The sequence below is a fragment of the Bradyrhizobium betae genome, from assembly GCF_004123905.1.
In the GTDB taxonomy this organism is placed as follows: Bacteria; Pseudomonadota; Alphaproteobacteria; order Rhizobiales; family Xanthobacteraceae; genus Bradyrhizobium; species Bradyrhizobium betae_A.
Window position 1 is genome coordinate 1 of sequence record NZ_MZXW01000045.1, and the last position, 25,293, is coordinate 25,293.

Annotated in this window: 26 protein-coding genes and 1 pseudogene; 14 read left to right on the forward strand and 13 right to left on the reverse strand. The window is 65.4% G+C overall.

Annotation, left to right across the window (positions count from 1 at the left end; genetic code table 11):
- A pseudogene (locus B5V03_RS42525) lies at window positions 1-144 on the forward strand (IS481 family transposase); the annotation flags it as partial.
- Window positions 145-198: 54 nt separating this feature from the next.
- On the opposite strand, the gene B5V03_RS31385 reads toward B5V03_RS42525, so the two are convergent.
- Window positions 199-1,782, reverse strand: coding sequence for a DHA2 family efflux MFS transporter permease subunit (locus B5V03_RS31385; protein ID WP_129274273.1), 1,584 nt, complete (start codon window positions 1,780-1,782; stop codon window positions 199-201).
- Between the two features lie 31 nt (window positions 1,783-1,813).
- On the reverse strand, window positions 1,814-3,121 hold the full coding sequence (locus B5V03_RS31390; protein WP_129274274.1) for an HlyD family secretion protein: 1,308 nt from the start codon (window positions 3,119-3,121) through the stop codon (window positions 1,814-1,816).
- 196 nt (window positions 3,122-3,317) lie between these two features.
- Here B5V03_RS31390 and B5V03_RS31395 point away from each other — a divergent pair, with 196 nt between their 5' ends.
- Together B5V03_RS31395 and B5V03_RS31400 are read left to right on the forward strand one after the other, a co-directional pair.
- A complete protein-coding gene (locus B5V03_RS31395; RefSeq protein ID WP_129274275.1) occupies window positions 3,318-3,953 on the forward strand; it encodes a TetR/AcrR family transcriptional regulator in 636 nt (211 codons plus the stop codon).
- Between the two features lie 55 nt (window positions 3,954-4,008).
- Window positions 4,009-4,350, forward strand: coding sequence for a DUF6665 family protein (locus B5V03_RS31400; RefSeq protein WP_129274276.1), 342 nt, complete (start codon window positions 4,009-4,011; stop codon window positions 4,348-4,350).
- A gap of 10 nt (window positions 4,351-4,360) precedes the next feature.
- Here the strand turns inward: B5V03_RS31400 and B5V03_RS31405 are convergent, their stop codons facing one another.
- The 3 genes from B5V03_RS31405 to B5V03_RS31415 all read right to left on the reverse strand — a co-directional run bounded on the left by B5V03_RS31405 (window position 4,361) and on the right by B5V03_RS31415 (window position 7,435).
- The gene (locus tag B5V03_RS31405; RefSeq protein WP_129274277.1) at window positions 4,361-4,948 is read right to left on the reverse strand and encodes a histidine phosphatase family protein; all 588 of its coding nucleotides are present in this window, start codon (window positions 4,946-4,948) and stop codon (window positions 4,361-4,363) included.
- Window positions 4,949-5,062: 114 nt separating this feature from the next.
- Entirely contained in the window at window positions 5,063-6,253 is a 1,191-nt protein-coding gene (locus B5V03_RS31410) for an extensin-like domain-containing protein (RefSeq protein ID WP_129274278.1), read from the reverse strand.
- Between the two features lie 288 nt (window positions 6,254-6,541).
- Window positions 6,542-7,435, reverse strand: coding sequence for a DUF2147 domain-containing protein (locus B5V03_RS31415; protein ID WP_129274279.1), 894 nt, complete (start codon window positions 7,433-7,435; stop codon window positions 6,542-6,544).
- Window positions 7,436-7,642: 207 nt separating this feature from the next.
- Between B5V03_RS31415 and B5V03_RS31420 the strand changes: the two genes are divergently transcribed.
- Entirely contained in the window at window positions 7,643-8,404 is a 762-nt protein-coding gene (locus tag B5V03_RS31420; protein ID WP_129274280.1) for a DUF2147 domain-containing protein, read from the forward strand.
- Between the two features lie 186 nt (window positions 8,405-8,590).
- Window positions 8,591-10,027 (forward strand): FecR domain-containing protein, encoded by a 1,437-nt coding sequence (locus tag B5V03_RS31425; protein ID WP_164988421.1) that lies wholly within the window; start codon window positions 8,591-8,593, stop codon window positions 10,025-10,027.
- Between the two features lie 130 nt (window positions 10,028-10,157).
- Here B5V03_RS31425 and B5V03_RS31430 read toward each other — a convergent pair whose 3' ends face one another.
- Both B5V03_RS31430 and asd read right to left on the reverse strand, forming a co-directional pair.
- Window positions 10,158-10,745, reverse strand: coding sequence for an NUDIX hydrolase (locus tag B5V03_RS31430; RefSeq protein ID WP_129274282.1), 588 nt, complete (start codon window positions 10,743-10,745; stop codon window positions 10,158-10,160).
- A 67-nt stretch (window positions 10,746-10,812) separates the two neighbouring features.
- On the reverse strand, window positions 10,813-11,676 hold the full coding sequence (gene asd, locus B5V03_RS31435; RefSeq protein ID WP_129274283.1) for an archaetidylserine decarboxylase: 864 nt from the start codon (window positions 11,674-11,676) through the stop codon (window positions 10,813-10,815).
- A 35-nt stretch (window positions 11,677-11,711) separates the two neighbouring features.
- Between asd and B5V03_RS31440 the strand changes: the two genes are divergently transcribed.
- A complete protein-coding gene (locus B5V03_RS31440) occupies window positions 11,712-13,376 on the forward strand; it encodes an aminotransferase class III-fold pyridoxal phosphate-dependent enzyme (RefSeq protein WP_129274284.1) in 1,665 nt (554 codons plus the stop codon).
- 305 nt (window positions 13,377-13,681) lie between these two features.
- On the opposite strand, the gene B5V03_RS31445 is transcribed toward B5V03_RS31440, so the two are convergent.
- The 3 genes from B5V03_RS31445 to B5V03_RS31455 form a co-directional block, all read right to left on the reverse strand.
- Window positions 13,682-14,341: a hypothetical protein gene (locus B5V03_RS31445; protein ID WP_129274285.1), complete on the reverse strand. Its 660-nt coding sequence runs from the start codon at window positions 14,339-14,341 to the stop codon at window positions 13,682-13,684.
- Window positions 14,342-14,496: 155 nt separating this feature from the next.
- Window positions 14,497-15,186, reverse strand: coding sequence for a class I SAM-dependent methyltransferase (locus B5V03_RS31450; protein ID WP_129274286.1), 690 nt, complete (start codon window positions 15,184-15,186; stop codon window positions 14,497-14,499).
- A 35-nt stretch (window positions 15,187-15,221) separates the two neighbouring features.
- Complete coding sequence (locus B5V03_RS31455) at window positions 15,222-16,274, reverse strand: glycosyltransferase family 4 protein (RefSeq protein ID WP_164988417.1); 1,053 nt, start codon at window positions 16,272-16,274, stop codon at window positions 15,222-15,224.
- Window positions 16,275-16,550: 276 nt separating this feature from the next.
- Here B5V03_RS31455 and B5V03_RS31460 point away from each other — a divergent pair, with 276 nt between their 5' ends.
- Together B5V03_RS31460 and B5V03_RS31465 are read left to right on the forward strand one after the other, a co-directional pair.
- Window positions 16,551-17,243, forward strand: a complete 693-nt coding sequence (locus tag B5V03_RS31460) for a L,D-transpeptidase (protein WP_129274288.1) — start codon at window positions 16,551-16,553, stop codon at window positions 17,241-17,243.
- A gap of 102 nt (window positions 17,244-17,345) precedes the next feature.
- A complete protein-coding gene (locus tag B5V03_RS31465; RefSeq protein ID WP_129274289.1) occupies window positions 17,346-17,771 on the forward strand; it encodes a c-type cytochrome in 426 nt (141 codons plus the stop codon).
- 10 nt (window positions 17,772-17,781) lie between these two features.
- Here B5V03_RS31465 and B5V03_RS31470 read toward each other — a convergent pair whose 3' ends face one another.
- Complete coding sequence (locus B5V03_RS31470; RefSeq protein ID WP_129274290.1) at window positions 17,782-18,180, reverse strand: nuclear transport factor 2 family protein; 399 nt, start codon at window positions 18,178-18,180, stop codon at window positions 17,782-17,784.
- 129 nt (window positions 18,181-18,309) lie between these two features.
- Between B5V03_RS31470 and B5V03_RS31475 the strand changes: the two genes are divergently transcribed.
- On the forward strand, window positions 18,310-18,789 hold the full coding sequence (locus B5V03_RS31475) for an Lrp/AsnC family transcriptional regulator (protein WP_129274291.1): 480 nt from the start codon (window positions 18,310-18,312) through the stop codon (window positions 18,787-18,789).
- Window positions 18,790-18,791: 2 nt separating this feature from the next.
- The gene (locus B5V03_RS31480) at window positions 18,792-19,301 is read left to right on the forward strand and encodes a GNAT family N-acetyltransferase (protein ID WP_129274292.1); all 510 of its coding nucleotides are present in this window, start codon (window positions 18,792-18,794) and stop codon (window positions 19,299-19,301) included.
- A 13-nt stretch (window positions 19,302-19,314) separates the two neighbouring features.
- Here the strand turns inward: B5V03_RS31480 and B5V03_RS31485 are convergent, their stop codons facing one another.
- Together B5V03_RS31485 and B5V03_RS31490 are read right to left on the reverse strand one after the other, a co-directional pair.
- A complete protein-coding gene (locus B5V03_RS31485) occupies window positions 19,315-19,593 on the reverse strand; it encodes a hypothetical protein (RefSeq protein ID WP_129274293.1) in 279 nt (92 codons plus the stop codon).
- Window positions 19,586-20,374: a DUF899 domain-containing protein gene (locus tag B5V03_RS31490; protein WP_129274294.1), complete on the reverse strand. Its 789-nt coding sequence runs from the start codon at window positions 20,372-20,374 to the stop codon at window positions 19,586-19,588. The genes B5V03_RS31485 and B5V03_RS31490 overlap by 8 nt, the downstream gene beginning before the upstream one ends.
- Before the next feature lie 99 nt (window positions 20,375-20,473).
- Between B5V03_RS31490 and B5V03_RS31495 the strand changes: the two genes are divergently transcribed.
- The 4 genes from B5V03_RS31495 to B5V03_RS31510 all read left to right on the forward strand — a co-directional run bounded on the left by B5V03_RS31495 (window position 20,474) and on the right by B5V03_RS31510 (window position 25,279).
- Window positions 20,474-21,694: a helix-turn-helix domain-containing protein gene (locus B5V03_RS31495; RefSeq protein WP_129274295.1), complete on the forward strand. Its 1,221-nt coding sequence runs from the start codon at window positions 20,474-20,476 to the stop codon at window positions 21,692-21,694.
- Between the two features lie 27 nt (window positions 21,695-21,721).
- The gene (locus B5V03_RS31500) at window positions 21,722-22,360 is read left to right on the forward strand and encodes a Vgb family protein (RefSeq protein WP_129274296.1); all 639 of its coding nucleotides are present in this window, start codon (window positions 21,722-21,724) and stop codon (window positions 22,358-22,360) included.
- Between the two features lie 131 nt (window positions 22,361-22,491).
- Window positions 22,492-24,060 (forward strand): DUF4403 family protein, encoded by a 1,569-nt coding sequence (locus B5V03_RS31505; RefSeq protein ID WP_129274297.1) that lies wholly within the window; start codon window positions 22,492-22,494, stop codon window positions 24,058-24,060.
- A gap of 121 nt (window positions 24,061-24,181) precedes the next feature.
- Window positions 24,182-25,279, forward strand: coding sequence for an ABC transporter ATP-binding protein (locus tag B5V03_RS31510; RefSeq protein WP_129274298.1), 1,098 nt, complete (start codon window positions 24,182-24,184; stop codon window positions 25,277-25,279).
- The last annotated feature ends 14 nt before the right edge of the window (window positions 25,280-25,293 follow it).

A 25,293-nucleotide genomic window follows, 5' to 3' on the forward strand; every position in this document is an offset into this window, starting at 1 on the left:
GAGCAGCTGGCCGTCAGGCCGCTCGACCGCGACGGCCGTTACGGTGTCTTCTTTGCCAGCTGGCAGGTCGGCTCAATCGACTTGACCCGCGGTCAAACTGTCAGTGATGTGTCCGAACAACCGTCAGCTATGTCCCCGGTCTGAACATCAAGCCGGGCGATGACATCGAGTGTACGGCTCGCCCAACGCCATAGCCGCCTAGTGCGCGTCGCCGCCGCCGGCCAGCGAGGCCGGCTTTTTCAGCAGCATGACCAAGAGGCTGAGGCCGAGATAGAACACCGTCAACACGAAGAAGGCATCGCCAAAGCTCATCACCACGGCCTGGCGGTGCACGATCTGGCTGAGCTGCTTCATCGCCATCAGCGTGGAATCGCCGAGCCCCTGGAACTTCTGCATCAGCATGGTCAGGGTTTCGGTCGCGGTGGCGTTGCCCCAGGTCACGCGTTCCTGCAGGCGCGTGATGTGGAGGTCGGTGCGGTCGTTGAGCACGGTGTTGATGACGGCAAGGCCGACCGCACCGCCGAGATTGCGCATCAGGTTGAACAGGCCGCTCGCGTTCTTTACCCGGTCGGGCGCCAGCGTGCCGAGCGCGATGTTGTTGGTCGGCACCATCGCGAACATCATGCCGATGCCGCGCAGGATCTGCGGCACGAGCAGTTCGTAGAAGTCGTAGTCGCGGGTGATCCAGGTCATCTGGTAGGAGCCGATCGCGAACACGATGAGGCCGAACGCGATCATGTAGCGCATGTCGAGCTTGACCATGAGCCGGCCGACCAGCGGCGCGACCAGGAACATGGTGATGCCCGAGACGAACATGGTCTCGCCGATCATCAGCGCGCTGTAGCCGCGCACTTCCGCGAGATAGCGCGGATAGATGTAGGTGAGGCCGTAGAGGCCGATGCCGATGCAGAACTGGAGGACGCAGCCGATCGCGAAATTGCGGTTGGAGAAGGTGCGCAAATTGACGATCGGCTCGGCCGCCGTGAACACGCGCCAGAAGAAGGCGATCGCCGAGATCGCGCCGATCCAGGCGCAGATCGCGACCGACGTGTCCTGCATCCATTCATATTGCGGACCTTCCTCCAGCACATATTCCAGCGTGCCGAGGAAGCCGGCCATGAACAGCAGGCCCCACCAGTCGAAGCGATCGAGCAATTCGAAATGCGGCTCGTCGAAATCAACCAGCGCGATCACCCCGAGCGTGATGGCGATGCCGGGCACGACGTTGATGAAGAACAGCCAGTTCCACGACATCAAATCAGTGATGTAGCCGCCGACGGTCGGGCCGATCGTTGGAGCCAAGGTCGCAACAAGCCCGATGATGGGACCGACGATGTGGAATTTCGAGCGCGGGAACACCGTATAGGCCGAAGCGAACACCGTCGGGATCATGCCGGCGCCGAGGAAGCCCTGGAGCGCTCGCCAGAGGATCATCTCCTCGATGGTGGTGGCGAAGCCGCAGAGCAGGCTCGAGACCGTGAAGCCGGCGGCCGAGATCGCGAACAGCAGCCGCGTACCGAGGGCGCGCGACAAAAACCCCGATAGCGGGATCGCAATGACTTCGGCGATCAGATAGGCGGTCTGCACCCAGGAGACTTCGCTGGAGCTCGCCGACAATCCGGCCTGGATTTCGCTCAGCGAGGCCGAGACGATCTGGATGTCCAGGATCGACATGAACATCCCGAACACCATGATGATGAAGGCGAACAGCCGCTTCGGCGCGATGCGCTCCGAAGCGGGGTTCGCCATCATGGCGGGGGAAGCAGTCGTGGCGTTGGCCATGGTCTGACCTCGTAGCGCTCAGAACGCGCGCTTACTGCGGATGGACCATGGTGGGATCGTCGAGATCGATCTCGCTGTCGGCGTCGGGCGCGCCCTTGTTGGTGTCGACAGTCGCATAGACCGACATGCCGGCACGGAGCAGGTTCTGCTTCGCCACCGACTTCGGCACGCGGATGCGCACCGGCACGCGCTGCACGATCTTGGTGAAGTTGCCGGTGGCGTTGTCGGGCGGCAGCAGCGTGAACACCGAGCCGGAGCCCGCGGCGATGCTGTCGACGATCCCTGAGAACTTGCGCATGCCATAGGCATCGACCTTGATCGTCACGGGCTGGCCCGGACGGATGCGCTTGAGCTGCGTTTCCTTGAAGTTGGCGTCGATATAGACGTCGTCGAGCGGCACGACGTTGCCGAGGCGCTGGCCGACCGCGATGAAGTCGCCGGCGTTGACCAGGCGGTTCGAGAACGTGCCATCGACCGGCGCGCGCACCGCCGTGAAGGCGAGGTCGCGCTCGGCCTTGGCGAGCGTGGTCTTCAGCTCGGCGAGCTGCGCCTGTGCTTCGGCCTGCTGCGCCCTGGTGACGTCGACATTGCTGACGGCGACGTCGTAGGCGGCCTGCGCAGCCTTGACCGCAGCGGCGCCCTGGTCGCGTCCGGCTTCCGAGCTCTCGAAGGTGGCGCGCGAGGCGAAGCCCTTGCTGCTCAGCGCCTGCTGGCGCTCATAGTCGAGATCGGCGCGCTTGAGGCCGGCTTCGGCGGAGACGAGCTGCGCCTTGGCCTGCGCGACCTGGCTGTCAAGCGCAGCGATCTGGCGGCCGATGCGATTGATGGTGGCCTGCTGGGTCGCGATCCGGGTCGCGGCGGCATCGACCGCGATCTTGTAGTCGCCGTCGTCGATGCGGAAGATGACGTCGCCGGCGCGCACCGTGGAGTTATCGCCGGCAAGGACCGAGGAGATGTGGCCGGCCACGCGCGCACCCAGCATGGTGTTGTTGGCGCGGACATAGGCATCGTCGGTCGAGACATAGAAGCGGCCGACCAGTGTGTAATAGCCGGCATAGCTGGCGGCCGCGAGCGCCAGCACCAGGCCGATCCCCATCATGACGAATTTGCGCTTGCCGGATTTTGGCGCGGCAGCGGCGGGTGCGGTCGGGGCCGGCTTGTCCGTCACGGGCTTCTCCGGAGCCTCGCCGGTGCGGCGCTTGGTTTCCTCGGCCACATGAGAGCGCAACTGCTCGGCGAGGGCTACCGGCGTCTCAGCCGTAGCGTCAGCGTTCGCCGAATTCGTCTCCACCGCTTCCTGGCGAAGGACGCGCGCAGCCTGATCTCTCGATACGGCCATAAAGGCCTCCCCAAAAAAAGCGCGATCAAGGGCGGCCGCGCTGCGGCCAGCTCCTCTCGCTGATCCCAAATATCATTGACCGAACGGTTCGGTCAATATACATAATATTCCCGAGCATGGACCCTACTGGCCCGAATCCTTTATTTGCGTTTCATCGTCCGGCACCCGTCCAGAAACCTTCCGAGACCCTGAACCAATGGTTGTAGCTGCCAGCGAACGTCTGCACGTCATCCAGGAGGAGGACAGCTCCAAGCGCCGCCAGATTCTGGACGGTGCCCGTAAGGTGTTCATGGATCTGGGTTTTGACGGCGCCAGCATGGGCGAGATCGCGCGCGCGGCGCAGGTCTCCAAGGGCACGCTCTATGTGTACTTCGCCGACAAATGCGCGCTGTTCGAAGCCATCCTCGAGCAGGAAGCGCTCCAGCACGGCCAGGTCGTGTTCAATTTCGACCCCGCCCGCGATGCCGAGACCACGCTGAAGGAGTTCGGCCAGGCCTATATCCATCTGCTCTGCCGGCCCGGCGGCGGATCGGCGATCCGCACCGTGATGGCGATCGCCGAGCGCATGCCCGATGTCGGCCGCCGCTATTATCTGCGCGTGCTGGACAAGACCATCAACCGGCTGTCCGAATATCTCAAAGCCCATGTCGCCTCCGGCGATCTCGCGATCGACGATTGCGACCTCGCGGCATCGCAGTTCATGGAACTGAGCAAGGCCTCACTGTTCCTGCCTTTCGTGTTCCAGGCCGCGCCGCCGCCGTCGGAAGAGCGCATGACCGAGGTGGTCGACAGCGCGACGCGGATGTTCCTGGCGGCGTACCGGGCGAGGTAATTGCGAGCGGACCGCGCGTTGCGCGCGCCGGTCCTGCGCCATTATATTGCGGGCCATGTCTCGTGATCTTCGCCCGCCCGTCGATATCCTCCATTATGAGATCGTCCAGGAACAGGCCTCGGCGCTTGGCCGGATGGGCCGCACACTCGAACAGGCGCTCACGCGTTTGCGCGAGTTCGACGCTGCACACGCGCTCGCTGAAGTGCCGGGCTCGATGCCACTGGCCCGGCGCAAGCTGGTGATGGAAGCCGGCCAGGCGCTCTGGATGTTCGTGGTGCAACGTGAGGCGTCAGGCCTCCGCGACAGCCGCTACATCATGCGCACCTACAACGTTCCGGCCGAGGTGCAGCTGTGCATGGGGCTGGTCCCAGCACCGTCGAAGCCGACCTCGAAATGACGTCGTAGAGCTACCGCCCGATCTCCTCCGTCTTGCGCCACCCATGCAGGACATCGCGTCCATCCCGCATGAACGCAAAGCAATTGCCGCCGCCGGCCGGCTGATCGTGGGCGCGGTCGATTGGATGGCCGGCGGTGTGGCAGAACAGCAGCGTGCCGACGGCACCGTGGCCGACGAAGAGAACATCGCCGGGACGATTGCGTGCCAGCACCGCCTCGGTCTCGCGCACGATGCGCGACTGCGCGTCGATGGCCCGCTCCCAGCCGCGGACGCTCAGATAAGGCTGCGCAAAAAACTGGTCGGCGACTGCTTCGAATTCGGCCGGCTTCAGGAAGCCGGTCGCCGAGCGGTCATTCTCGTGCATGGCCTCGCAGATCTCGATCATGATGCCGAGCCTGATGGCGATGATCTCGGCGGTCTCGATCGCCTTGCGCTCGCCGCTGGAGATGATCTGCGTGGTGTTCGCGAGCCAGCCCGCATGCGCAAGCCCCTCGGCGCGCGTTCGGCCTATCGGGCTGAGGCCCCATTGCGGCACGGGCACATCAGGGTCGATTTGCACCTGCGGATGGGTGAGATAGCGGACGATGTCGGTGGGCATAATGAATCTCAGTCTCTCCTCGTCATTGCGAGGAGCTCGCGACAAAATTGCGTAGCAATTTTGCGCTGATGCGACGAAGCAATGACGATGGAGGTCGATCTTCGCAAGGCAAGCCTAGTCGTCCGCGAACTCGTCTTCCTCGTTGATCTTCTCGCGCTTGTTGCTCCTGCGCCCACCGAGCGAACCGGTCACGGACGGATCGCGCGTGCTGGCATAAGGACTGCGCCCGCCCGCTCGCGCGGCGACTTCCTCGCCGGAGACTGCGGCGGGCTGGCAGATCAGGCGGCGGCTGGCGCGGCGCATCAGATCCACGTGGATGTGATCGTAGTGATAGACGTTGGAGCCCGGCGCCAGCACCGTGGTGAAATGCGCGCACGCCCCCGACTGCACGTCGCGCAAAAATCCCTGCTCTTCCGGCATGCCGCGCCAGCCGTCCTTCACGGTGATGCGGCGGCCATCGGCGAGCACGAAGGCAGCGATATCGAGCGCGTTGCCGAAGGCATGCTCGGAGATGTGGGCGTGCGAATTGCCGTTCATGCCGCGGCAGGAATAGGCAGAGATCTGCTTGATCTCGGCGACGCGGGCGCCGAACCAGCGCATCGCCGACGGCTGCACGGTGTCGGACAGCCAGCGGTCGAGCTCGGAGACGATCGGACAGGCCAGCGTCGCGGTCGGCTTCACGACAACCGGACCGACGGCGGCGACAGGATTGCCTTGCACAGGGCCAAGGCGCGGCTGTTGCGCCGGCGGCTGCGCGTAAGGCGCCGCCGACCGCGCCGGATAGCTCGGCGCATTCATGTAGCGCGCCGCACCCGCAGCATCGGTGCCCTCGGGCGGCAGGTCGATCTCGTCCTCCTGCGGCGCCACGCCGGGTGCATTCAGCGGCATCGGACCGGATGACGCGCCGTAGCCGGAGGGCTGGCGCACTGCACTCTCGGGATAGTTCGAGCGCTGCGGATAGTTCTGCCCCTGCGGATAATTCGACTGCGGCTGCACCGGCCAGCGCGGCTGGTTGCCGACGCTCCCCGGCGGGCGCAATTCCTCATCGGCAAAGCCGTAGCTGCTGGAGGCGTCACCGATGGCGGCGACCTTCAGCGGATACTCGGCGCCGCACATGCCCGGGCCGGAGATCGGCTCGATGCGGACGATGTCCGCGCTCTCCTTGACCGCGCCCGATTTCAGGCATGCGGCTTCGGCCTCGGCCCGCCATGGTTCACGTTCGGCCTGGAAAAAGCCGCGTCCGCAACCCGCTAGCGAAACAAGGACGATGGAGCCGACGAGATACAAACGAACTCCGCGCGTCATGCACGCACGTTCGGTGAATTTACTTAAAGACTCTTCAACACGTTGATTTCAGTGTTCTTTAACCATACCGGGCGCGGCCCGCCGATTGCTGCCGAAGATGAGTGACAGCAAGGATGACTTTTTCGTATCGAGAGTTTCTGTTAACCATGATCCTGCGCGCTAGGCAGCGCGCATGGAGGGAGCCACCTCATGACGTTCGCCGGGAGACTGAGCATAGTCACCGCGTACCTCGCCATGGCCTTTGTCGGCGCCATCGTGCTCGGCATGATCTAGAGACTTTGGTACCCGCTACGACCTAGCGCCCCACTGCCGCGACGTGGTGATCACCTTGTCCGGCTGCCCCTCCACCCGCGTCCAGTCGTTGCCGGAGCACCAGAAGCGCCCGATCGCGCAGGCCTCGACATAGAGCTTGCCGGGACTCTTCAGCGTCATCGTCCCATAATAGGTGTTGCCGCTCGAGCGGCTGTAGATGCTGCCGGCCCACGCGTCGTGCGCTTTCGGCTTCATGTTGACGAGCACGCTCTCGCCCTTGCCCGAATTCTCGGTCAGGACGTAGCCGCATAGCGCTGGGCCGCAACGTTCGATGCGGACCATGCTCTTGGCGCCGTCGCTCTCCCATTGCCCGAGCGGCAGATAGTCAGGCTCGTCGTCGCTACGTTTCGGAATTGTTGTGGCCGGCTGAAGCGTGGGGTCCGGATTGCCGACCGGCGGCTCCATCCGCGGCCGGTCGAGCGTAATCGTCTTCGGCAAATCAAGGCGCGACAGCTCAACCCGCGGCGGATTGGGGCTCAGCGCCTCAATCCTTGGCGCCTCAAGTTTTGGCGCCGGCGGCGGCACGACAGGTTGTGACGTCGCGGCGGCAAGGACAGTGGCCGGCGGTGCCGGTGGCGGAGCGACGACCGTCGCTTGCGCTGGCCGGACCGGCGCAACCGGATAGACCGGCTGCGGCGCCTGGACGACCGGGGCGGGCGCAGGCGGCGGGGCCGGTCTCGCGTCGACATCTTCCTTCGACCGCAGGCTGCGCTCGGAAACCGAAACACAGGAGGCGGACCGGCAGTTGCGCGGCGCCTCGACGTGGAACCGGTGGCCGCCGATCGAGAAGGAATAGGAGCCGGCCTCGGCTGCGGGCGCCATCGCCGTCAGTGCGATCACGATGCCAAGTGAAGTCACAAGCCGCGTCATCGGCGCCTCCCTCTGTGTCCCGACAACATTACGCGGGAGGAACCCGGCTGAATGTGCGCTGGCTCACCCAAAACTCACTTACGAGCGCCCGCGAGTCGTTGTGACGTCCATCACAGAACGCCGGAGAGGCACGGCGTAGGGTCGAACCACGCTTCATCCACCAGCGACTTCGTCCATATCGGGACCACACATTTTTCGGAGGTTGTCATGAACAAGCTCACCATCGCCGCCGCGCTCTTCCTCGCTTCGACTGCCGCAACCCATGCCGGCAATTCGATCTCGTTCCAGGTCGAAGGCCAGCACATCCGCATCGAGACGCCGCGCAATTGCGCCTCGCTCAATTGCGTGACCATCGTGGCGCCGGGCCTGTCTGACAAGCCGATCAAGCTGAACAACATCAACCTCAAAGGCCTTGGCTCCAAGGACGATGATTCCGACACCGCGCCGGCTCCGGCCACCACCGCGCAGCCTGCGCCGGCGCCGGTGCAGCAGCAGCCCGTGCAGCAGGCGCCGGTGCAGGCGACCGCGCCGGCCGCCCCCGCCGCGCCGGCAGCGACCATTGCCGCCGCCCCGTCTATCGATACGACGACGCAGCCCGCGCCGGTCGCGGCTCCTGCTCCGGTCGCAGCAGCGCCTGCTTATGTGCCCGCCCCGGCTCCGGTTGCCGTCGCGCCCGTGCAAGCCGCCAACACGCCGATCGGCGTCTGGGCGACCGAAGAGAACAAGGGCAATGTCCGCGTCGAGCAGTGCGGCACCAATCTGTGCGGCTACGCCGAGAAGTCCAACGAGCGCATCCTGATCAACATGAAGCCCGACGGCGCGAAGTGGAGCGGCCGCATCCACGATCCCGACTCCGGCCGCAACTACGACTCGACGATCGCGATGAAGGGCCCGAATGCGATGCGCGTGCAGGGTTGCGCCTTCGGCGGCATGTTCTGCGGCGGCCAGACCTGGAAGCGCGTGAGCTGACACCGGACGCATCGCGGCTGACGAGCCTTCTTGTTCTAATGATGGCGCCACGTCCCTGACACCGGGACGTGGCGTTTGAACGTTCACCGGTGCCGTGCGACCATGTTCATCCACCATTCAGCCTGACGCGGCTGATATCGGCAGACCTCGCCTCACGTTCTCACCGGGACCTCATTCGTGGCTTTGATAGTGGCTTGGCGCCGCTTCGTGTTTGCTGTTCCGCTGCTGGCGTTGCCGCTGGCCGGCGCGAACGCTGCATCTGTCTCCGAGACAATCGAGCTTGCGCAGGTGCAGCCGCAAGTACAGCCAACGCCTGCACCCTCCCCGGCGCCCGCCGCCACGCCAACACCCGCGGCAGACGCACAACCTGCCGCCGTCGAGCCGATCGGCAACGTCGCGACCGTCACGGGGATCGCCACCGTGATCCGCGACAAGAACTCCTATCCGCTGAAAGTGCGCGACGACATCTATCTCAACGACGTCGTGCAGACCTCGTCGAGCTCCTCGCTCGGCATCACCTTCAACGATGCGACCACGTTCAATCTCTCCGCCAGCGCCAGGATCACCATCGACAATTACGTCTATGAGGACGGCGGCAAGCAGAATTCGGCAATCTTCGACATCGGCAAGGGCACCGTCGCCTTCGTTGCGGCGGCCGTGGCGAAGACCGGCGACATGAAGATCGCGACGCCGACCGCGACACTCGGCATCCGCGGCACCACCGGCGTCGTCGACGTGCCCGAGAACGCGACCGCGAACACCACGAATAACGTCAACGTAAAACTCTATCCCGACGCTGACGGCCGGGTCGGCCATATCGAGGTCAACGACCGTAGCAGCGGCACGCGGCTCGGCGCACTGACGCAAGGCGCGAGCGGCTTTGCGATCCGCCCGGGCGCGGGCGGCACAGGCGGCATGCGCTTTGCGGCCGTGCCGATCACGATTCCCGCGCAGCAGATCGCGCGCGACCGTGGCTTCGTCAGCCAGGTGCATCTGGCGCAAACCACGGGCCGCCAGATCGTCACCGAGCAGCGCGATTTCCGCCGCGCCAATCCGGCCGCGATCAGCCGCATTCCACGGCCGGCCCAGCCGCCTCAGCAGCAGCAATTGCGGCCGACGACGGCGCCGGCTCAGCAACCGCAGCGGCCGAACGGCCAGCCCGGTCCGAACAACCGTCCGGGTCAGCAGCAGCCGGGGACACCGGGTCGCCAGGGAGCGCAACCGCCGCAGCGGCAAGGACAAGGCGGCGCCGCGCAGCCGGGCACGCCGCGCGCAGGCCAGGGGCAGCAGCAACAGAGGCAACAACAAGGTGCGGGACAGCCTGCAGGTACACCGCGCACCGGACGAGGCACGCAATCCGGCGGCGCGACACAGCCGCAACGAAACGGACAGACTCCGGCTCAGCCCGGAGCGGTCACGCCGTCGCAGCCGGGCACGACACCGCAGCCACAAACGCCGCGCACCGGATTGCAGCCGGGCCAGCCCGGTGCGCAGCCGGCCGTCCAGCCGCAACAAGGCGTTGCACCGCGCCGGCCCGGCTTGCAGCAGCGCCTGCCCGGTGCCCAACGCCCCGCCGCACCACGCAGGCCCGCGCCCGCTCCGAAGGAGAAGAAGCAGCGATAGTTGGAGGACGCGCTCGTTGTTCTCTGTCATTGCGAGCGCAGCGAAGCAATCCAGAGTCCCTCCGCGGAAAGATTCTGGATTGCTTCGCTGCGCTCGCAATGACGACGTGGAGAGAGAGGAACGGAAAAGCTCACGCCTCGCCGCGCAGCCAGGCCTTCACCTTCTGCAACAACCCATGCCGCAACTCGTCGACGGATGCCGCTTCGGCCGGCGTCAGCGTGTGCAAGGCTGCATCGATGTCGTCGGCCGCCAATGGCAACGTCGGTTCGGGAACGGGCATCGCCTCCGGAGCCGCCACAGGCACCAGCCCCGCCGCCGCAAGCGCGATCGGGCCGATTTGCGTCAGGAACGTGCGCTCATATTCGCGCGACAGGCGCGCGAGCGCCTCGTCCAGCGTCACCCAGTCCACCGCCTTGATGTCGTTCATCAGCTTGCGGACCGGACCGCCATTGGCTTCCATCCGCCAGAAATGCACGACCTTGGAGCGACCGCCGGACTGATAGACGAGCGTGCCCAGAAACTCGTGGATGGCGACCTCGTGGCCGGTCTCTTCCAGCACCTCGCGGTGCGCGGCTTGCTTCGGCGTCTCGCCGTCGTCGAGCTTGCCCTTGGGCAGAACCCATTCGTTGCGCTTGCGCTGGCGCACGACCGCAATCAGCGGCGGCGAACCACGCCGCAGCACAATACCACCCGCCGCCATGACCGGCGCCCGCGCCATCATCAAATCCGTCGTCTTAGAATCGTCCCCGCTGACGATATAGGCGGCGGGGACGGCGGATTGAAGGCTAGTTTCGCTTCAACAGCGCTTGACCTGCGCGAATACGTGTACCCTCGGCAATGCCGTCGCAGAACGCGAAATCGCCGGGCGCCAGGATGATGATGGTCGAGCCGTGCTCGAACCAGCCGAGCTCCTCGCCCTTGGTCACGTTGACGTCGCAGGGGAAATTCACCGGGCCCTTCGTCTGCGCGTTCAGCACCATGTCGAGGAAGTGCAGGCGGATGCTCGCGACCAGGATCGCCGCGACCGGCACGAGCGTCACCGCTTCGCCAGTCGACAAATGCGTGCGGATCACCGCGCGCTCGTTCTTGCAGAACAGGCGCTCGACCCGCTTCAGCGCGATCGGATTGACGTTCCAGACGTCGCCATGGATCAGCGTGACCCGCTCGATATGCGCGTCAAAGGGTGCATGGAAGCGGTGATACATGCTCGACGTCAGCCGCAGCGTGACAAAGCTTCCGTTGCGGTGCTGATCGACCAGCGCGGAATCGCCGAGCAGGTCGAGCAGCGAATAGGGCGCGCCCTTGACCTGGAACAGCTCGGTGTCGGCAATCCTTCCATGGGCGCCGACGATGCCGTCCGAGGGACTGGCAACGATCGCCGGATCCGGGTCGAACGGCCGCAGGCCCGGCTTGAGCTCCCGGGTGAAGCAGTCGTGCAGGCTCTTGAAGTGGGTCTTGCGCGCCTCCGACAAATCGAGGTCGGAGAACAGCTTCCACAGCGCGATCGAGCCGTCCCGAACGAGCGGGTTCTCGATCTTGGAGAACCAGCCCATGAAGCGGGTCAGGGCCGCGCGGGGGATGCGGTTGGTCAACAGGAAGTTGAGGTCTTCCTGCTGGGTGAAAGAGGCGATGAGGGCTTTGACTGTCATGAATCTGTCAGCTCGCAGTATTAGCGCTTGTTGTCATGGAAACGACACTCCCGATTCTCTCATTTTCCGTGGCCGCCGCAGCGTCCGCTGCCGCCGCCTTCCCGAAGCTCAAGGCGCGGCTCGCATTGTCCCGCGCCAAGCACCGCTCGCTCGCCGGGCACTCCAAGATGTCGCGCCGGGTGGCAAAGCTGCTCCCGTTCTACGAGTTCGAGGGCGACAAGTACTTCGGCTGCGACGGCGCGCCTGATCATGTGGTGACGCAGCGCAAGGAGGCCTTCTTCCGCCTCGCCAGCCTCTACGCCGGGCGCTACCCCAAGGGCCGCGCGATGACGAAGGAAGCGGCGGAAAAAATCTCCGACCTGCACTTCACCGAAACCTACCGCGTGCCGTTCCAGTTCTCGCGTCTCGTCCGCGAGCATCTGGGCACCTCGACCTTCATGGAATCGTCCAGCGGGGTCACCGTCACGGATGTCGACGGCAACACGTCCTACGATCTCACGGGGTCCTACGGCGTCAACATCTTCGGCAACGATTTCTACAAGGAGTGCATCGAGGGCTCCGAGAAGCGGGCGCATGCGCTCGGTCCGGTGCTCGGCCCCTACCATCCCGTCATCCTCGATAACGTGCAACGGCTCTGCCAGATCTCCGGCCTCGACGAAGTCTCCTTCCACATGTCCGGCACCGAAGCCGTCATGCAAGCGGTGCGGCTGGCGCGCTACCACACCAAGCGCACGCATCTGGTCCGTTTCGCCGGCGCCTATCACGGCTGGTGGGGCGACGTGCAGCCCGGCGTCGGCAATCCGATCGCCGCGCACGAGACCTACACCCTGGCCGAAATGTCGGAGAAGACGCTGCACGTGCTGCGCACGCGCAAGGACATCGCCTGCGTGCTGGTCAATCCGCTGCAAGGCCTGCATCCGAACGGCAACGCGCCCGGCGATTCTTCGCTGGTCGATTCCTCCCGCGGCGGCAACTTTGATCGCGCGGCGTACACGGAATGGCTCAAGAAGCTGCGTGCCGTCTGCACCGAGCGCGGCATCGTGCTGATCTTCGACGAAGTCTTCGTCGGCTTCCGTCTCGCCGCCGGCGGCGCCCAGGAATATTTTGGCGTCAAGGCCGACATGGTGACCTACGGCAAGAGCCTCGCCGGCGGCCTGCCGGTCGGCGTGGTCTGCGGCAAGCGCGAGCTGATGCGCCGCTTCAACGACGATCGCCCCGCCGACATCTGTTTCGCCCGCGGCACCTTCAACTCGCATCCCTACGTCATGACGGCGATGGACGAGTTCCTGAGCCGCTTGGCCTCCCCGAACTTCCGCGCCATCTATGACGGGCTGGACGCCACCTGGAACGGCCGCGCCGAAAAGCTCAACCAGATGATGACCGACGCCGACCTGCCGGTCCGCTTCGCCAACTTCTCGTCGATCTGGACGGTGAAATACACCACCCCGTCCCGCTACAACTGGATGCTGCAATACTATCTGCGCGCCGAAGGCCTGTCGCTGAGCTGGGTCGGCACCGGACGGCTGATCTTCAGCCTGAACTACACCGACGCCGACTTCACCGAAGTCGCCGAGCGCTTCGTTCGAGCGGCGGAGAAGATGAAGGCCGACGGCTTCTGGTGGCACGACGGCGTGCTCACCAACAAGAACATCAAGCGGCAGATTTTGAAAGAGATGCTGGCCAAGCGTTTTGGCCGCTGAGGTCGCAGCCTTTTCCCCGAACACCGCCCGCGCTTCCCCCTCGCCCCGCTCGCGGGGAGAGGGTCGGGGTGAGGGGGACTCTCCGCGCGCGCGGTGAGAGTTGGCGGACACCCTGCTAGCAGCCCCCCCGCGGAGAGCCCCCCTCACCCGCATTTGCGCTTCGCGCAAATGCGACCTCTCCCCGCACGCGGGGAGAGGTGAAGGAAGCACCGCGTAAGCAGCCCCCAAGACGTGGATGCCCGGCACGAGGCCGGGCATGACGTAACCATCAGACATCGGAATGTTGGATCTGGGCGAGAGCCGGATCAGGCGTGCTGCTCTTCGAGCGTGGACTCGGAGATGAGGCCCAGCGTGTGCTCGGGGTTGAGGTGCAGGCCGGGATCCATCAGCTCGCCGCGCATCAGCGCCAGCGGCGCACTGCGGTAAAGCATCAGGTCATGGAACGGATCGGTCAGGATCTTGGTCATCCAGACAAGACCGGTCTCGACGTCGCGGATGAAGAACAGGTGCACGGTGCGGAACAGCAGGCCGCCGCCGCCGATCACGAGCCAGATTTTTGCAACCTGCCGCATGAAGTCGGTCGCGCTCGCCCAGGGCGTGAACAGGCCGAACAGCGTCGGATCGACGAACAGCACCAGCGGCGACAACGCCCAGATCGCCATCAGCACCACCTTGCGCTGAAGGTTGTAGCCGACCTTGATGTCTTCCTTGTACTCGTGCGTCGCCTGGTTGATGTGGTCGTAATCGTGCGGCTCGAAGAAGAAGTGACCGGCCTGGCGCGAGGTCATCGAGACCAGCCAGCCGACCAGCGCCGAGAGCATCGGATCGACGAACAGCCAGACATAGGCGAAGAGGAAGCTCAGCGCGCTGACGAAGTGCAGGCTCTGATTGATGCGGCTGTGGTGATAGTAGCGATGGTCGTCCCAGCGCTGGATTCGCAGCTGCTCGAGATAATTCTTGATCATGCTCTCCCCCAAAATGCTTTCGGGTTCAGGATTTACAGGGATTCGATGTAGGTCGTATGACATCATCATTTTGTCATGTGACGATGTGCAGCGGCGCGATGACGCACGGGAACGCGTGAGCGGCGGATCGAACCGCCGCTCTGACACAGCCTTGCTCAGGCCGCCTTGGCGACGTCGACCTTGCGGAAGCGCACCAGCGAGAAATGGCCGAGCGGCGGAATCAGACGGCGCTCGGCGAGCTCGATTCCCTTCGCACCGGACAGCCACTTGGCATAACGCGACCAGGCGAACTCGGCAGTGCGGAAGCCGAGCGGGCGCACCACCGGCTGGAGCTTCTGCTCGATGAAGCGGCGCACGCCGGTGTCGGCGCTCACGCGGGTGAGGATGATCAGCTCGCCGCCCGGGCGCAGCACGCGGGCGAATTCGTCCAGCGCCACTTCCGGATTCGGCACGGCGGTGACGACATATTGCGCCATCACGACGTCGAACGAATTGTCGGGGAATTCGAGCTTCTCGGCATCCATCACCGCGAGGCCCTCGACGTTCTTCAGATTGCCCTCGGTGACACGCTGGCGCGCCTTGTCGAGCATCGCTTCCGAGATGTCGGTGCCGAAGATGCGCAGGTGCGGGGCGTAGAGCGGCAGCGAAATGCCGGTGCCGACGCCGACCTCGAGCACGCGGCCGCCGATCTTGTTGGTGGCTGCGATCGCCGCTGCGCGGCCCTTGGCGAACACGCCGCCGAACACGAGGTCATAGACGGGCGCCCAGCGATCATAGGCCTGCTCGACCGTGCCACGGGTGAGGTCGAGTTGCTGGGTTCCGTCAAGGTTCATGATCTTAGCCATCGATGAGGTTCTCGCTGTGGGTCAAGACGTAAGGGTCAACCGCGCACCGGCCGCCGCGCCATGACGGGCGAGGCGCGCAAGGCACGGCTGGGCTGAAGTGAGGTGAGGTTACCGACGAACTGGCGCGCGCTGTTCTCCCAGGAGCGCTCCAGCGCGAAGTTGCGGCAGGTCTCGCGCGACATGGTGAGGGCGCGCAGGCACGCGGTACGCAGATCGTGGTCGATCGCACCGATCGGGTGATCGGCGATGACGTCCTTGGGGCCCGTGACCGGGAACGCCGCAACCGGCGTGCCGCAGGCGAGCGCCTCGAGCTGCACCACGCCAAAGGTGTCGGTCAGGCTCGGGAAGACGAACACGTCAGCCGCGGCGAGATGCGCGGTCAGATCCGCGCCCTTCTTCTCGCCGAGGAAAACGGCATCGGGATACTTCTTCTCGAGCGCCGCCTTCTGCGGGCCGTCGCCGACGACGACCTTGGTGCCGGGCAGGTCGAGCGAGAGGAATGCTTCAAGATTTTTCTCCACCGCCACGCGGCCCATGGTCATGAAGATCGGGCCCGGCAGGTCGAGCTTGGCAGGATGATCGGGATGAAACAGCTCGGTGTTGACGCCTCGCCCCCAGAAGCCGAGGCGCTTGAAGCCGCGTCCGGCGAGCTCCTGCCGCAGCGAGGGCGTCGCCACCATGGTCATGGCGGCGGCATCGTGGAAGTGGCGCAGCACGGCATAGCCGACGGCATCAGGGATGCCGGTCCGCACCGACACGTATTCCGGAAAGCGCGTCGTATAGGACGTCGTGAAGGCGAGCCCATTGCGGCGGCAATAGGCGCGCGCAGCCCAGCCGATCGGGCCTTCGGTCGCGATGTGCAGCGCTTCCGGCGTCGCCTTCTCGATCCGCCGCGTGATCTCCTTGCGGCTCGGCAGCGCGATGCGCAGGCCCGGATAGGTCGGCAGCGGCCAGGACGGAAAGCCCTCCGGCGTGAGGAAGTCGATCTCGACGTCGAGCGCCTTGGCGGCAGCGGCCAGCGAGGTCAGCGTCCGGACCACACCGTTGACCTGCGGATGCCAGGCGTCAGTCGCTATTAATACCCGCATGGGGAAATCCCGAGAGTTTGATGATTCTCGGCTTAGGACCATCAACCACGGATATTTCAGGCGTGTGACGTCACAGAAGTGTCGGCCCGCTGTTTTGTTCGTTAACAAGCCCAGGCGGCCACGAAACTGTCATGAAACAATCCTTTCCGCGACGAAACCGTTTTCGGTTTTCCGCGCAAACGTCCCGAAACTTTTTGTCGTTAGTGAATTAGGCAACGGAGCACCGAAACGGTGCCGGGGTGACCTAAGAAACACCAAAGCAAACAGGGGCGACCAATGTTCGATCTGGACACGTTCAAGACGTACTCGCGCGCCGTTGCTTTCGGCGCAGTCGCGATCTCGGCCATCGCGTTCGCAGGTCCGGCCAAGGCCGCGCCGGTGCAGCTCTTCCCCTTCTTCCAGCCGCTGCCGCCGATGGCCGCACCGCAGCCTTACCAGCCTTATCAGGCTGCGCCATCCGAGGATCAGGACGCAGTCGAGATGCCGGCCCGCTTCCGCCGCCAGACCGTCTCCTACGCGACGCGTGAGGCCCCGGGCACGATCATCATCGATACCCCCAACACCTATCTCTATTACGTGCTCGGCAGCGGCCAGGCCGTCCGCTACGGCATCGGCGTCGGTCGCGACGGCTTCACCTGGTCCGGCACCCAGTCGGTGACCAAGAAGGCCGAGTGGCCGGATTGGACCCCGCCGCCTGAGATGATCGCCCGTCAGCCCTATCTGCCGCGCCACATGGCCGGCGGCCCCGGCAACCCGCTCGGCGCCCGCGCCATGTATCTCGGCGGCACCATATACCGCATCCACGGCACCAACGCCCCCGACACGATCGGCAAGCACGTCTCCTCCGGCTGCATCCGCCTGACCAATGACGACGTCAGCGACCTCTATTCCCGCGTCAACGTCGGCACCAAGGTGATCGTGCTGCCGATGACCGAGCGCCGCGCCGACCTCGGCGACGCGACGCGCTAACGCGACAGGACATTGTGACGCAAACGGCCCCGGAACCCACCGGGGCCGTTTTCGTTTGCCCTCGACATCCCGGCGCGCCCGCGTGTTGCGGCGCGATCTCCGATGGAGGCGCAGATGCAAACACGCCCGCCAACGTCCGTACGGCTGCGCGCGATCGCGGGCGCCGGCGCGTTGACGCTGCTTCTGTCCGCCCCCTCCTCTCTCGCGCAGCAGCCGGCGAACGACGAAGCGGCCCAGCAGGCCTTCAACAATTCCTGCCGCACCTGCCACTCGGTGAAGGAGGGCGACAATCGTCTCGGCCCCAACCTCAACAAGATTCTGGGACGCAAGGCCGGCGCGCTGCCGAACTACAACTACTCGCCGTCGATGAAAGAAGCCGGCTTCGTCTGGGACCAGGACAAGCTCACCCGCTTCCTGATCAAGCCGGACGAGGTCGTGTCCGGCAACAAGATGCAGCCCTATGGCGGCGTCTCGGCCGACGAAGCGGCCAAGGTGGTTGCTTATCTGCTGGCGGTGGGTGGACAGTAAGATTGCGGCGTCACGAGGTGCTCGCCGGCTCATGCCGTCGCTCCACGTGGAACGATTTCGCGGTGATCAGCCAGGTCCGATTGATGCAGTGATACGCCAGATAATCGACGTACTGGAGCGCATCGATCCGAACGCGAACCTTCACCATGGCCTGCGCCGACGACGCCAGATCAACGAGCAATATCTCCTGAAGGCGCGGGGCATTCTTCGATTTGGGCGACGCGGTCGAGGCCAGCATCGTCCTGTAGTCGCGAACGGGCAGGATCCGCAGTTCAGCGTCGCGAAATCCGTGGAGCTGCGCAGTCGGCGCAAAGACGCGGTCGAACTGCGAAACGTCATTGTCGTACATCAGCGTGAAGTAGCGATCGACAGCCTCCAGCAGAGGCGCGATGGTCGGGCGTTCGGTCACGGCTCACTCCATCAACAAGGTCGGAGCAAGCCATCCCACGGAAAACCGCGGCATGTCCTTGCGAACTGGGCTAGTCTTGGCGGCTCGGGCGCAATATTGCGCCCTTCTCGATCCCACAGGATGCCGTTCATGCCAAAATGCGAGCTGGATGCGATCGACCGGCGCATCGTCACCGAACTCCAGACCAATGCACGATTGAGCAACATCGAACTGGCGGACAAGGTCGGATTGTCGCCGTCACCCTGCCTGCGGCGGTTGCGGCGGCTGGAGCGGGACGGCTATATCGACGGCTACCGCGCCACCTTGCGGCGTGGCCGCCTCGGGCTCGGCTTCTCCGCCTTCCTCGGCGTCAAGATCAACGGCCATGCCAACGACCAGGCGCTGAGCTTCGAAAGGACCGTCGTTGCCATGCCCGAGGTCGTCGCCTGTCACCTCGTCTCCGGGGAGGCCGACTACCTCCTCGAAATCGTCGTGCCCGAGCTTGAGGACTATCAGCGCTTCCTCGTCGACAAGCTGCTGAACCTGCCGATCGTGCGGGAGGTGCGCAGCAGCATCGCGATCCAGACGCTGAAGGCTGGCGCGCCCCTTCCGCTGGCACATCTCGCATAGCCATGATCAGACTGCTCACACCCGCCGACGCAGCTCTCTACCGCGCGATCAGGCTGGAGGCTCTCGCGGCGCATCCCGAAGCCTTTGGCAGCACGCTCGAACGCGAGCAGGAAAAACCCCTCGCCTGGTTCGAGGAGCGCCTCACGATGTCGGATGTGTTCGGCGCGTTCATCGCAGACGAACTCGTCGGCACCGCCGGATTCTATCGCGAGGACGGTGCGAAGACCGCGCACAAGGGAGTGCTTTGGGGGATGTTTGTGCGGCCCGAGGCGCGGAAATCCGGCACGGGAAGACTGCTCGTCAACGCGGTCGCAGCGCACGCCGCGGAGCGCGTCGAGCAGCTCCAGCTCGTCGTCGTCAGCGAGAACGTGCCCGCCCTACGCCTCTACGCGGCGGCCGGCTTCATCGAATACGGCCGCGGAGTGAAGGCGCTGAAGTTTGCCGGCCGATACTACGATGAGACCCTGATGGTCATGTTCTTCAACGAGAGCGACGCGATGCAGCCGCGGTGATGCGGCGGCCGTCTTAACGGCCGACCGCCCTTCGCCGCTCCGAGATCAGCCTCAGCCACGCTGCCGAATGAAACGCGCTCATCAGCAGATACATCGGCACCATCCCGCCGAGCACAGACCCATGTCCGGCGGCGCACAGCATGTCCGCCGAGCCACCGCCGATCATGGCCGTCAACACGGCCATGATCGCGAAGGTCGGCGTGGCCGCTAACGCCAGCCATCTGGCGAGGTGGCGCGCGGCCACCACGCCATCGCGGCTCGCACCGGCAGTTGCGCTGGCGGGACTAGTCACGGCCTTCCGCCGCCTCTTCGCGAAACGCCTTCTCGCCGGCGTCCGAGATCTCGACCCACTTCTTGTCGGGCGCGGCACCTTCCGCGTAGCTGTCGTGCCAGTTCCACCATTTGTAGGTCGGCGTCTGCGGATAGCCTTTTGGCGAGTCCTCCCAGACCTCCTGGCGGCCGAGCGGCGTGATGTCGAGGTAGTTCCAGGTGCCGCCCATCTGCTCGTCGCCGCGGCTCTTGATGAAGTAGGTGCGGAAGACGCGGTCACCGTCGCGGTAGAACACGTTGGTTCCGTGCCATTCGTCGACGCCGAAATCGGCATCGAAACTGTCTGTGACGGTGACCCATGGCATGGTCCAGCCCATCCGCTGCTTCAGCCTGGCGATGTCGGCCTGCGGCGCACGTGAGGCGAACACCAGCGTGGTGTCGCGGGCGTTCAGATGCGAGACATGGGCGACCTGGTCGGCCACCATGGAGCAGCCGCGGCAGGCGTGATCGGGCCAGCCGAACACGCCTGGCTCGAAGAAGGCGCGGTAGACGATCAGCTGCCGCCGGCCCTGGAACAGATCAACCAGACTGACCTTGCCGCCGGGCCCCTCGAACGCATAGGTTTTGGTGACTTCCATCCACGGCATGCGCCGGCGCTCGGCGGCGAGGGCGTCGCGGGCACGGGTATGCGCCTTTTCCTTGACGAGCAGTTGCTGACGGGCTGCCTCCCAGTCCTGCGGCGACACCACCGGCGGTGTCTGCATGGCGGCGTTAGTTCCTGCTTTTTCTGCTGAAGTCATCATGGTTCTCCAAACCTCTTGCTCACCGCACAGTGTCGGCCGTCAACGATTTCTGGCACCAAGCGGTTGCGCGGTGGGAGTAACAAGTGTGGCGGGATTGACATGGAATCGCTGATCACCGCCGCGGCGCGGGCGCTCGAGGCCGGCGATCCGCTCGGTGCGCTGAATCGTGTGGCGTTGCGCAACGATGCCCCGTCGCTGGCGCTACGCGGCATCGCGATGGCCCAGCTTGGCGATCTCGCCAAGGCCAAGACGCTGCTGCGGAGCGCCGCGCGCGCCTTCGGCCCGCGCGAGGCGGTTGCGCGCGCAAGATGCGTGGTGGCGGAAGCCGAGATCGCGCTGGTCTCGCGCGACCTGAACTGGCCGGTGAAAACGCTCGCGGCCGCGCGCGCCGCACTCGAAAGGCACGGCGATCTCGCCAATGCGGCGCATGCAGGCCATATCGAAGCGCGCCGCCTGCTCCTCGTCGGCCGCCCCGACGACGCCGAGCGCACGCTGGCCGAGCTCGGCGCCTCCCCGCTGCCGCCTGCCTCCCAAGTCGTCCGCGAGCTCGTGGTCGCCGGCATCGCCATCCGGCGGCTGAAAACCAAAGACGCGCGCGCGGCGCTCGACCTCGCGGCAACAGCAGCGCGGCAGGCGAAAATCCCGGCGCTCCTGGCCGAGGTCGACAGCGCAAGGCTCATCCTCGACACGCCGGCGGCGCGCCTGATCGCGCGCGGCAGCGAGCACCCGTTGTTGCTCGGGGAGATCGAAAGACTGGCGACCTCGACAGCGCTGGTCTTGGACACCTTCCATCATGTCGTGCGCAGGCAAGGCGTTGTCGTCTCGCTCGGAACCCGGCCGGTGCTGTTCGCGCTCGCCCGTCTGCTGGCGCAGGCATGGCCCGCAGATGTCTCGCGCGAGGCGTTGATCTCAGGTGCGTTTCAAGCAAGGCACGTCGATGAATCCCACCGCGCACGGTTGCGCGTCGAGATCGGGCGGCTGCGCACAAAACTCAAACCGCTGGCCGATGTCAGCGCGACCAAGCAGGGTTTTGTGCTGTCGCCGCGCAAGACGCGCGACGTCCTCGTGCTGGCGCGGCCGGTCGAGGAGAAGCACGCCTCGGTCCTCGCCTTCCTCTCCGACGGCGAGCCGTGGTCGAGCTCCGCGCTCGCGCTGGCGCTGGGAACCAGCCCGCGCACGGTGCAGCGGGCGCTCGAGGAGCTGGCGCGATCGAACAAGGTGCAGTCGTTCGGACATGGCCGCGCGCGGCGCTGGATGACCCCGCCCGTCCCGGGTTTCCCGACAGGCTTGTTACTCCCCGGACCGCTCCTGAAGACGTAGGATGCATCACCTTACAAGGATGAAGACATGAAGCGTTCAGCCGCCGAGATCGTCAGGGAGTACGGGCCTTTTCCCGGCGTCGAGAACGTGCACGGCGTCACCTATGACGGCAGCCATGTCTGGTTCGCATCCGGCGACAAATTGAATGCGGTCGATCCCGCCAGCGGCAAGATCGCGCGCTCGATCGACGTCGCCGCGCATGCGGGCACGGCGTTCGACGGCCGGCACCTGTTCCAGATCGCCGAGGACCGCATCCAGAAGATCGACGCCGCCACCGGCAAGGTGCTCGGCACGATCCCGGCGCCAGGCGGTGGCGGCGATTCCGGATTGGCCTGGGCGGAAGGCTCGCTTTGGGTCGGCCAATATCGCGAGCGCAAGATCCACCAGATCGATCCGGAGACCGGCGCGGTGCTCCGCACCATCGAGAGCAAACGCTTCGTGACCGGGGTGACGTGGGTCGACGGCGAGCTCTGGCACGGCACCTGGGAAGGCGAGGATAGCGACATCAGGCGGATCGACCCCGAGACCGGCAAGGTGCTGGAGCAGCTCGACCTGCCCGCGGGGACCATGGTCTCGGGCCTGGAGTCCGACGGCGGCGACCGCTTCTATTGCGGTGGCGGAGATCGCGGCAATGTGAGGGCAGTCCGCCGGCCCCGGCGCGGCTAGCCCCGCGCTAACCAATACAATGGCACGTTCGCAGCCGGTAACACATTCGCCCCAATTCCACCCCACCGGTGCGCTCTAGCGCCCTCCTCGCCCGCCCTGTAAAATCCCCATCGGGGCGGCCTGGGGGATTGATGCGTCTGACATTGAATTTCAAAACTGTCCTGATCGCCGTCGTGGTGCTCGCAGTGTCGTTTCTCGTCAGCCTGAAGGCGATGGACTTGCTGTCGCCGCGCGCGACCAATTCAGCTCCGCCGGTCGCGCAATTGCCGCCGCTACCGCCGGCCGCGAAGAGCTCGATCGTGGTCGCCCCGGTCGCGATTGCGATCTCGGCAATCCGCGAGCAGGCCGAGAAGGCCGCCCCGCGCAATTTCGCCGGCAAGGCCGACAACCCGATCTCGCAGATCCTGGAGAACGCCGACATCGGCTGGTCCGCCGCGCGCGGACCGATGGCGGCCGCCGGCGACAAGGACGTGCTGACGATCTCGACACCGCTCAGCGGCAAGCTGAACGTGACGGGCTCGCTGTCGTCGAAGGCCACCGGCGCGCTCGGCGAGGCGCTCGGCAGCGTGCTCGGCGGCGATGCGGCGAAACGGATCGGCGCGGTCAACATCAAAAATCTGAACGCCAGCGCCGAGATCAAGGGCAACGTCATCGTCACCTCGCGCCCGAAGCTCGCCGCGAACTGGCATCTCGAGCCCAATCTCGGCGCCCAGGTCAATCTCGGCGACACCAACCTCAACGTCTCCGGCGCCAAGGTCAACGTGCCGGCGCAGGTCAAGCCGCTGATCGACAAGAATGTCGGCGAGCAGATCAACATCGTCTCCGAGCGCATCCGCAACGATCCCTCGCTGCGGGAGAACGCCAAGCTGCAATGGGCCAAGGCCTGCCGCTCGATCGCACTGCAAGGCTCGGGCTCTTCGGCCGCGCTGCCGCCGCTGTGGCTCGAGATGAAGCCGATCCGTGCGATTGCGGCGCAGCCGCGCGTCGACGCACAGAACGTGACGCTGCTGCTCGGCCTCGAGCTCGAGACGCGCGTCACCTCGACGCCGACCAAGCCGGACTGCCCGTTCCCCGAAAAAATCTCGATCGTGCCGCCGACCGGCACCGGCGTGAATATCGGCGTGCCCATCGACGTGCCCTTCACCGAGATCAACAAGCTGATCGCGGCGCAAATGGTTGGCCACACCTATCCCGAGGACGGCTCCGGCCCGGTCGACGTCACCGTGAAGAGCGTCAACGTGATCCCCTCCGGCGACCGGCTCTTGATCTCGCTCTTGGTGCGCGCCAAGGAGAAGAAGAGCTGGCTCGGTCTCGGCGCGGAAGCGACCGTGCACATTTGGGGCCGGCCGATGCTCGACCAGGCGCAGCAGACGCTGCGGCTCGGCGACATCCAGCTCGCGGTCGAGTCCGAGGCGGCCTTCGGCCTGCTGGGCGCGGCGGCGCGCGCGGTGGTGCCGCAGATGCAACAGGCGCTGGTGCAGAAGGCGACGCTCGACCTGAAGCCGATCGCCGCCAACGCCCGCGAGAAGATTGCCGCCGTGATTGCCGACTTCCAGAAGAACGAGGACGGCCTCAAGGTCGATGCGAAGATCGACAGCCTGACGCTCGCCGACATCGCCTTCGACTCCAAGACGCTGCGCATCGTCGCCGAGGCTGGCGGCTCGCTGAATGTGGCCGTGACCAAGCTGTCGGGGATGTAGCCCGCCCCCACGCGCCGGACGTGCGTGCTTGCCCCCTCGCCGGAGGATGCTAAGCTGTTCCTCGCGACCTCGAACGAGGTGCTGACAGCACTGGTGCTGACAACGCGAGGACGACATCGGCATGGTCACGTCTGCGCCGGCACTGGTGCGCTTTTCCGGCATTCAGAAGACCTATGATGGCGAGCACCTCGTGGTGAAGAACCTCGATCTCGACATCAGGAAGGGCGAGTTCATCACCCTGCTCGGCCCGTCAGGCTCGGGCAAGACGACCACGCTGATGATGCTCGCCGGCTTCGAGGTTCCGACCCAGGGCGAAATCTACCTCGCGGAACGGCCGATCAAGAACCTGCCGCCGCACAAGCGCGACATCGGCATGGTGTTCCAGAACTATGCCTTGTTTCCGCACCTGACGATTGCAGAGAACATCGCCTTCCCGCTCTCCGTTCGCAACACGAACAAGGCCGAAGCGCAGGAGCGCGTCAAGGCGGCGTTGCGCATGATCAAGATGGAAAGCCTGGCGCAGCGGCGGCCCGGGCAGCTGTCCGGCGGCCAGCAGCAGCGCGTGGCACTGGCCCGCGCGCTGGTCTTCAATCCGCAACTGGTGCTGATGGACGAGCCGCTGGGCGCGTTGGACAAGCGCCTGCGGGAGCAGATGCAACTGGAGATCAAGCAGCTGCACGAGACGATGGGCATCACGATCGTCTACGTCACCCACGATCAGAGCGAAGCGCTCACCATGTCGGACCGCATCGCCGTGTTCAACGACGGCATCGTGCAGCAGATCGACAGGCCCGACGCACTGTACGAGCATCCGGTGAACAGCTTCGTCGCCCACTTCATCGGCGAGAACAACGTGCTGGCCGGCACCGTCGAGACTGTGGACAAGGAGTATTGCGGCGTCGCGCTGGCCGGTGGCGGCACCGTGACCGCGCGGGCGGTCAATGTCTCAGGCGCGGGCGCATCGACCTCCCTCTCGGTGCGGCCGGAGCGGATCGTCATTGTCCCGGACGGCACCTCCGGCGAAGGACCGAACCGGCTGCCGGCCAGGGTGCAGAACACCATCTATCTCGGCGACCACGCGCTGGCCGTGCTCGATGTCTGTGGGAATGCCGAGTTCATGGTCAAGCTTCAGCCGGGCGCGCATCGCGGTCTCACACCCGGCGAAGAATTGTTCGTCACCTTCCGCCCCGAGGACTGCCTGGCCCTCGATCCCGCCTGATCCGGCGATCAACA

What these genes read in the sequence shown, in the direction of transcription:
- B5V03_RS31440 (WP_129274284.1), top strand. Translation starts at nt 11,712, where the DNA reads ATGGAAACGACACTCCCGATTCTCTCATTTTCCGTGGCCGCCGCAGCG.
- B5V03_RS31500 (WP_129274296.1), top strand. Translation starts at nt 21,722, where the DNA reads ATGAAGCGTTCAGCCGCCGAGATCGTCAGGGAGTACGGGCCTTTTCCC.
- B5V03_RS31395 (WP_129274275.1), top strand. Translation starts at nt 3,318, where the DNA reads ATGGTTGTAGCTGCCAGCGAACGTCTGCACGTCATCCAGGAGGAGGAC.
- B5V03_RS31475 (WP_129274291.1), top strand. Translation starts at nt 18,310, where the DNA reads ATGCCAAAATGCGAGCTGGATGCGATCGACCGGCGCATCGTCACCGAA.
- B5V03_RS31495 (WP_129274295.1), top strand. Translation starts at nt 20,474, where the DNA reads ATGGAATCGCTGATCACCGCCGCGGCGCGGGCGCTCGAGGCCGGCGAT.
- B5V03_RS31430 (WP_129274282.1), bottom strand. Translation starts at nt 10,745, where the DNA reads ATGGCGCGGGCGCCGGTCATGGCGGCGGGTGGTATTGTGCTGCGGCGT.
- B5V03_RS31480 (WP_129274292.1), top strand. Translation starts at nt 18,792, where the DNA reads ATGATCAGACTGCTCACACCCGCCGACGCAGCTCTCTACCGCGCGATC.
- B5V03_RS31405 (WP_129274277.1), bottom strand. Translation starts at nt 4,948, where the DNA reads ATGCCCACCGACATCGTCCGCTATCTCACCCATCCGCAGGTGCAAATC.
- B5V03_RS31385 (WP_129274273.1), bottom strand. Translation starts at nt 1,782, where the DNA reads ATGGCCAACGCCACGACTGCTTCCCCCGCCATGATGGCGAACCCCGCT.
- B5V03_RS31460 (WP_129274288.1), top strand. Translation starts at nt 16,551, where the DNA reads ATGTTCGATCTGGACACGTTCAAGACGTACTCGCGCGCCGTTGCTTTC.
- B5V03_RS31415 (WP_129274279.1), bottom strand. Translation starts at nt 7,435, where the DNA reads ATGACGCGGCTTGTGACTTCACTTGGCATCGTGATCGCACTGACGGCG.
- B5V03_RS31400 (WP_129274276.1), top strand. Translation starts at nt 4,009, where the DNA reads ATGTCTCGTGATCTTCGCCCGCCCGTCGATATCCTCCATTATGAGATC.
- B5V03_RS31465 (WP_129274289.1), top strand. Translation starts at nt 17,346, where the DNA reads ATGGAGGCGCAGATGCAAACACGCCCGCCAACGTCCGTACGGCTGCGC.
- B5V03_RS31420 (WP_129274280.1), top strand. Translation starts at nt 7,643, where the DNA reads ATGAACAAGCTCACCATCGCCGCCGCGCTCTTCCTCGCTTCGACTGCC.
- B5V03_RS31505 (WP_129274297.1), top strand. Translation starts at nt 22,492, where the DNA reads ATGCGTCTGACATTGAATTTCAAAACTGTCCTGATCGCCGTCGTGGTG.
- asd (WP_129274283.1), bottom strand. Translation starts at nt 11,676, where the DNA reads ATGACAGTCAAAGCCCTCATCGCCTCTTTCACCCAGCAGGAAGACCTC.
- B5V03_RS31490 (WP_129274294.1), bottom strand. Translation starts at nt 20,374, where the DNA reads ATGATGACTTCAGCAGAAAAAGCAGGAACTAACGCCGCCATGCAGACA.
- B5V03_RS31450 (WP_129274286.1), bottom strand. Translation starts at nt 15,186, where the DNA reads ATGGCTAAGATCATGAACCTTGACGGAACCCAGCAACTCGACCTCACC.
- B5V03_RS31410 (WP_129274278.1), bottom strand. Translation starts at nt 6,253, where the DNA reads ATGACGCGCGGAGTTCGTTTGTATCTCGTCGGCTCCATCGTCCTTGTT.
- B5V03_RS31455 (WP_164988417.1), bottom strand. Translation starts at nt 16,274, where the DNA reads ATGCGGGTATTAATAGCGACTGACGCCTGGCATCCGCAGGTCAACGGT.
- B5V03_RS31445 (WP_129274285.1), bottom strand. Translation starts at nt 14,341, where the DNA reads ATGATCAAGAATTATCTCGAGCAGCTGCGAATCCAGCGCTGGGACGAC.
- B5V03_RS31390 (WP_129274274.1), bottom strand. Translation starts at nt 3,121, where the DNA reads ATGGCCGTATCGAGAGATCAGGCTGCGCGCGTCCTTCGCCAGGAAGCG.
- B5V03_RS31510 (WP_129274298.1), top strand. Translation starts at nt 24,182, where the DNA reads ATGGTCACGTCTGCGCCGGCACTGGTGCGCTTTTCCGGCATTCAGAAG.